Annotated in this window: 2 protein-coding genes and 1 pseudogene; all 3 read right to left on the bottom strand. The window is 74.2% G+C overall.

Going from position 1 to position 5,805, the window contains the following annotated elements:
- Positions 1–65: 65 nt before the first annotated feature.
- Positions 66–1,592, bottom strand: a complete 1,527-nt coding sequence (locus G3I41_RS16520; RefSeq protein WP_164400983.1) for a hypothetical protein — start codon at positions 1,590–1,592, stop codon at positions 66–68.
- 70 nt (positions 1,593–1,662) lie between these two features.
- Positions 1,663–5,292, bottom strand: coding sequence for a hydantoinase B/oxoprolinase family protein (locus G3I41_RS16515; protein ID WP_164400982.1), 3,630 nt, complete (start codon positions 5,290–5,292; stop codon positions 1,663–1,665).
- Positions 5,293–5,393: 101 nt separating this feature from the next.
- Positions 5,394–5,805 (bottom strand): annotated as a pseudogene (locus G3I41_RS16510) (HEAT repeat domain-containing protein); the annotation flags it as partial.

Raw genomic sequence — 5,805 nt, 5'->3', positions numbered from 1 at the left:
CGCTCACGACACTGGCTCCTCGGTGCGGGATGTGGTGCGGAAGGGGGTACGGGGCCCCGGGGCGTTCACGGCGCCTCCGAGCGGTCGGCCGCCATGCCGGCCGCGTCGAGCAGGGCGGTGCCGACGATCAGGTCGGCGCCGCCGAACTCCTCGTCGTCCAGCGGCGTGCCGTCGTCCACGGAGAACAGCAGGCGGCGCTCGCCCTGGCGGTAGGCGGTGCCGACCGGAGGGCTCGCGGCGTGCACGGCGAGCAGGGCGACCAGGTAGGGCAGGTCCGGGTCGTGGCGGCGGGCGTCGGCGAGGAGGCCGGAGAGCCGGCGCGGAGCGTCGTGCTCCAGGTCGAGCAGCTCCATCGCGGCGGCCAGTTGCTCCTCGCTGAAGCGGCTGTCGTCCGGCGTGGCGATGAGGTCCGGCTCGGGCATCTCGGCGCCGAGGTGTTCACGGGCCGGGGGCGGGCTGAGGAGCAGGTCGACCAGGTCGCCCACCCGTACGGAGACCGGGGTGCGCAGTCCCGTGCCGTGGGCGAAGAAGGCGTCGGTGGCGCGGCTCGCCCGCTCGACCGGGAGCGGCAGCAGCGGGCCGAGGAGCTGGCCGTAGAGGTCGAGGCCGGTGCGGGCGGCGGGTGGGGCGAACGCCTGGCGGTCCTGCTCGGCGCGGAAGAGCGGGCCGGCCTCCAGGAGCCGGGACTGGAGCTGGGTGTGGCGGCGGATGCAGTCCTTGACGATGTCGACCAGCTCGGCGGCGCGGCGCTTGTGCTCGGGGTCCTCGGCCTCGTCGCGGGCTTTGCGGATGTTGGTGAGGATCGCGTTCTCGTGGCGGTAGCGGTCGGCGACGTGGTCCAGGGCCTCGGCGATCATGTCGGGCACGGCGTTGAGCCAGTCGACCGCGCGGACGTTGCGCCGGGTGGCGTCGAGGGTCCTGCGCAGCGTCTCCGCGTACTGGACGGTCCGGTAGCGGGCCTGTTCGGCGGCGAGCTGGGCGTCGGCGAGGCGGCCCCGGCTGATCAGGACCTCCAGCTTCACCTCGGCCGCGATCTGGGCGCTGGTGACGTCCGTGTCGAGGGCGCCGACGAGGACGTTGACCGCTTCGTCGGTGGCCCTGAGGTAGACGCTGCCGCCGTGCCCGGGGACCTCCTCGATCAGCTTGAAGTCGTAGTCGCGGCGGACGTAGACGCCGTCGGGCCCGAAGGTGCCGTAGACGGCGCGGAAGCCGCGGTCCACGCTGCCGACGTTGATCAGGTTCTCCAGCACCCAGCGGGCGACCCGTTCGTGCTCGGCGGCGGGGCGGGCGGGGGCCTGGGCGGCGACGCGCGGGAGGAGCCTGGCCACTATCTGGTCGTGGTCCGCGCCGGTGTCGAAGTCCATGTTGAGCGTGACGTGGTCGATCGCGGCGAGCGCGACCTCGGCCATCGCGTAGCCGCTGTACTCACCGGCGAGGTTCGCCTTGCGCGCGTCCAGGTCGTGCAGCGGCGCGGTGCAGGCGAGCGCGCGCAGCCGCCGGGACAGCCCCTCGTCGGCGGCCGGGCCGGGTGCGGGCCGCGGCCCCGCGCTGAGCTGGGGCGCAGCGTTGTCCGTGTAGGCAGGCGAAGTCACGGTGCACAGATTAGGTCCTCGCACCGACAACGGTCGAAACGGCGCAGAAGGGCCGCTCCCGGCGGACCGGTCAGGCCCCGGCGCTCTCCCCGTCCGGCCCCCCGTAGCCCCCGCCCCCGGGCGTGCGCAGCACCAGCACGTCGCCCGCTGCGGCGTCCGCGCTGTCGCAGGCGGCCAGCTCGGTGCGGCCGCCGTCGGCGCGTTCGATGTGCTGGCTGCCGAGGGCGCCCGGTCCGCCGCCCGCCATGCCGTACGGGGGCACGCGGCGGTGTCCGGTGAGCAGGGCGAGGGTGACCGGTTCGAGGAAGCGGATGCGGCGCTCCACCCCGCAGCCGCCCCGGTGCCGGCCCGCTCCCCCGCTGCCCTCGCGGACCCGGAAGCTCTCCAGCAGGACCGGGTAGCGCCATTCCAGGATCTCGGGGTCGGTGAGCCGGGAGTTGGTCATGTGGGTCTGGACGGCGTCGGTGCCGTCGAAGTCCTCGCCCGCGCCGGAGCCGCTGGCGACGGTCTCGTAGTACTGGACGCGGTCGTTGCCGAAGGTCAGGTTGTTCATGGTGCCGGAGCCCTCGGCCTGGACGCCGAGGGCCGCGTACAGGGCGCCGGTCACCGCCTGCGAGGTCTCGACGTTGCCGGCGACGGTGGCGGCGGGCGGGACGGGGGCGAGCATGGAGCCCTCGGGGATCCGGATGTCCAGCGGGTTCAGGCATCCGCTGTTGAGCGGGATGTCGTCGGCGACCAGGGTGCGGAAGACGTACAGCACGGCGGCCATGACGACGGACTTCGGGGCGTTGAAGTTGCCCGGCTGCTGCGGGGACGTACCGGTGAAGTCGATGACGGCGGCGCGGGCCCCGCGGTCGACGGTGACGGTCACCTCGATCACGGCTCCGTTGTCCGTCTCGTACCGGTAGTGGCCGTCGTCGAGCCCGGCGATGATCCGGCGGACCGACTCCTCGGCGTTGTCCTGCACGTGGCCCATGTAGGCGTCCACGACCTCGGTGCCGAACTGCTCGGTCACGGCACGCAGTTCGGCGATCCCCTTTTCGTTGGCGGCGATCTGGGCACGCAGGTCGGCGAGATTGGTGCCGGGGTCGCGGGAGGGGTACGGGGCATCGGCGAGGTGGGCGCGGGTGGCGTCCTCGCGGAAGGCGCCGTCCCGGACCAGGAGCCAGTTGTCGAAGAGGACGCCCTCCTCGTCCACGGTGCGGCTGAAGGCGGGCATGGAGCCGGGGGTGATGCCGCCGATCTCGGCGTGGTGGCCGCGCGAGGCCACCAGGAAGCGCAGCACCGGTCCGGCGCCGGTCGTGTCGAAGACGGGGGTCACGACGGTGACGTCGGGGAGGTGGGTGCCGCCGTGGTACGGGTCGTTGATGGCGTAGACGTCGCCGGGGCGCATGGTGCCGGCGTTGCGGCGGAGCACTTCCTTGATCGACTCGCCCATGGAGCCGAGGTGGACGGGGATGTGGGGCGCGTTGGCGATCAGGTTGCCGTCGGCGTCGAACAGGGCGCAGGAGAAGTCGAGGCGTTCCTTGATGTTGACGGAGCGGGCGGTGTTCTCCAGGGTCACGCCCATCTGCTCGGCGATGGACATGAAGAGGTTGTTGAAGACCTCCAGCATCACCGGGTCGACTTGGGTGCCGACGGCCTGCCGGGCGGGGCGCGGGCGGGCGCGGGTGAGGACGAGGTGTCCGGTGGCGGCGAGTTCGGCCTGCCAGCCGGGGTCCACGACGGTGGTGGCGTCGGCCTCCGCGACGACGGCGGGGCCGGTGACGACGTCGGTGGCCCGCAGGTCGTCGCGGCGGTGGAGCGGGGCCTCCTGCCAGCGCCCCTCCGCGAACATGCGGGCGGTGTCGTACGGGCGGGGGGTGGTGGGGGCGCCCTCGTCGCGGGCGGCCGGCCTGGTCTCGGCGTGGCCGCCGGCGGACCCGGTGGCCTCGACGGAGACCGTCTCCACGACGAGCCGCCGGTCGGCCGTGAAGCCGTAGCGGGCGCGGTGTTCGCGGGTGAAGGCGTCGGTCATGGCGGCGGCGGTGTCCAGGGCGACGGGCAGGCTCGCGTCGGTGCCCTCGTACCGCAGCAGGACCCGGGCGCGGGTGGTGACGGCGTCGGCGGGCACCCCGTCGGCGCGCAGGTCGGCGCTCGTACGGGCGGCGAGCTCGTCGCACAGCTCCCGCACCCGGGCCTCGGAGCCGGTGTCGAGGGCGGCTTCGAAGGACTGCTCGCGCATGGCGGTGGCGTCGGCGAGCCCGATGCCGTACGCGGAGAGCACACCGGCCAGGGGCGGGACGAGGACGGTGTCGATGCCGAGGGCGTCGGCGACCGCGCAGACGGCCTGGCCGCCGGCGCCGCCGAAGCCGGTGAGGGCGTAGCGGGTGATGTCGTGGCCGCGCTGTACGGAGATCTTCTTGACGGCGTTGGCCATGGAGAGGACCGCGATCTCCAGGAAGCCGGCCGCGGTCTCGGCCGCCGTCCGCTTGGTGCCGGTGGCCCGGGCGACCTCCTCGGCCAGTTCCTCGAAGCGCTCGCGCACGATGTCCGCGTCGAGCGGCTGGTCACCGTCCGGCCCGAAGACCGCGGGGAAGTGGGCGGGGCGGATGCGGCCCAGCATGACCTGGGCGTCGGTGACGGTCAGCGGGCCGCCCCGGCGGTAGCAGGCGGGGCCCGGGACCGCGCCGGCGGAGTCGGGGCCGACCCGGTAGCGCCGGCCGTCGAAGTGGAGGACGGAGCCGCCGCCGGCCGCGACGGTGTGGATGTTCATCATGGGGACGCGCATCCGGGCGCCGGCGACCTCGGTGCCCAGTTCGCGTTCGAACTCGCCCGCGTAGTGCGAGACGTCGGTGGAGGTGCCGCCCATGTCGAAGCCGATGACCCGGTCGTGGCCGGCCCGGGCGGAGGTACGGACCATGCCGACGACTCCGCCGGCCGGCCCGGAGAGCACGGCGTCCTTGCCGCGGAAGTGGGCGGCCTCGCGCAGGCCGCCGTTGGACTGCATGAACATGAGCCGGATGCCGGGGAGTTCGGCGGCGACCGAGTCGACGTACCGGCGCAGGATCGGCGACAGGTAGGCGTCCACGACGGTGGTGTCGCCGCGTGGGACGAGCTTGATCAGCGGGCTGACCTCGTGGGAGCAGCTGATCTGGGTGAATCCCGCGGTCCGGGCCTCGTCGGCGACCGCCTGTTCGTGGGCGGGGTGGCGGTAGCCGTGCATGAGGACGACGGCCGCGCTGCTCAGTCCGTCGGCGCGGGCTTCGCGCAGCCGGGCGGCGACGGCCTCGCGGTCGAGCGGGGCGAGGGTGCGGCCGTGGGCGTCGATGCGCTCGGGGACCTCGACGACCCGGTCGTAGACCGCTTCCGGGAGCAGGATGCGGCGGTCGAAGAGGCGGGGGCGGTTCTGGTACGCGATGCGCAGGGCGTCCCGGAAGCCTTCGGTGATCACCAGGACGGTCGGTTCGCCGCGGCGTTCCAGCAGGGCGTTGGTGGCGACGGTGGTGCCCATCTTGACGGCGGCGACGCGGTCGGAGGGGACCGGCTCGTCGGGTCCGAGCCCGAGCATCAGCCGGATGCCCGCGACGGCGGCGTCGCGGTAGCGGTCCGGGTCGTGCGAGAGGAGTTTGCGGGTGACGAGCTGTCCGTCGGGGCGCCTCCCCACCACGTCGGTGAAGGTGCCGCCACGGTCGATCCAGAACTCCCAGCGCCCGGTCATGCCCCCATACTGGCCCGCCGTCCGATGCTCGCGGAACAGGGCGGGGAGCGGCGCGCCCCCGACGCGCTGCGCTCCTGGGGTGTGACGGGGTGGTCCGCCGGTCAGACCGCCGGGGCGTCCGGGCCGATCCTGCTGCGTACCGCCGACTGGACCTCGGCCTCCTCGGCGGGGTCGGCGGCCAGGCGGCGCAGCCGCTCGGCGACGCGCAGGTCGCCGGTCTCCGCGTGGCGGGCGGCGACCTCGCGGGTCGTCTCCTCGCAGTCCCACAGGCACTCGACGGCGAACCCGGTGGCGAAGGACGGGTCGGTGGCGGCGAGGGCCCGAGCGGTCCGGCCGCGCAGCTGCGAGGAGGACGTCTCCCGGTAGATGTGGCGCAGTACGGGTGCGGCGCAGGCGATGCCGAGGCGTCCGGCGCCGTCCACGAGCGCCCACAGCCGTGGCGCGTCCGGCCCGTCGCCACGTACGGCGTCGCGCAGCGCGCCGAGCACCGCGGGTGCGTCCTGGGGGCCGCCG

Origin of the sequence: Streptomyces sp. SID9727, from assembly GCF_010550605.1 — a bacterium.
In the GTDB taxonomy this organism is placed as follows: Bacteria; Actinomycetota; Actinomycetes; order Streptomycetales; family Streptomycetaceae; genus Streptomyces.
This window is presented reverse-complemented; position numbering and strand designations above follow the sequence as displayed.

Excerpts from the sequence above, each read along its gene's own strand:
- G3I41_RS16515 (WP_164400982.1), bottom strand. The coding sequence starts at position 5,292 with ATGACCGGGCGCTGGGAGTTCTGGATCGACCGTGGCGGCACCTTCACC.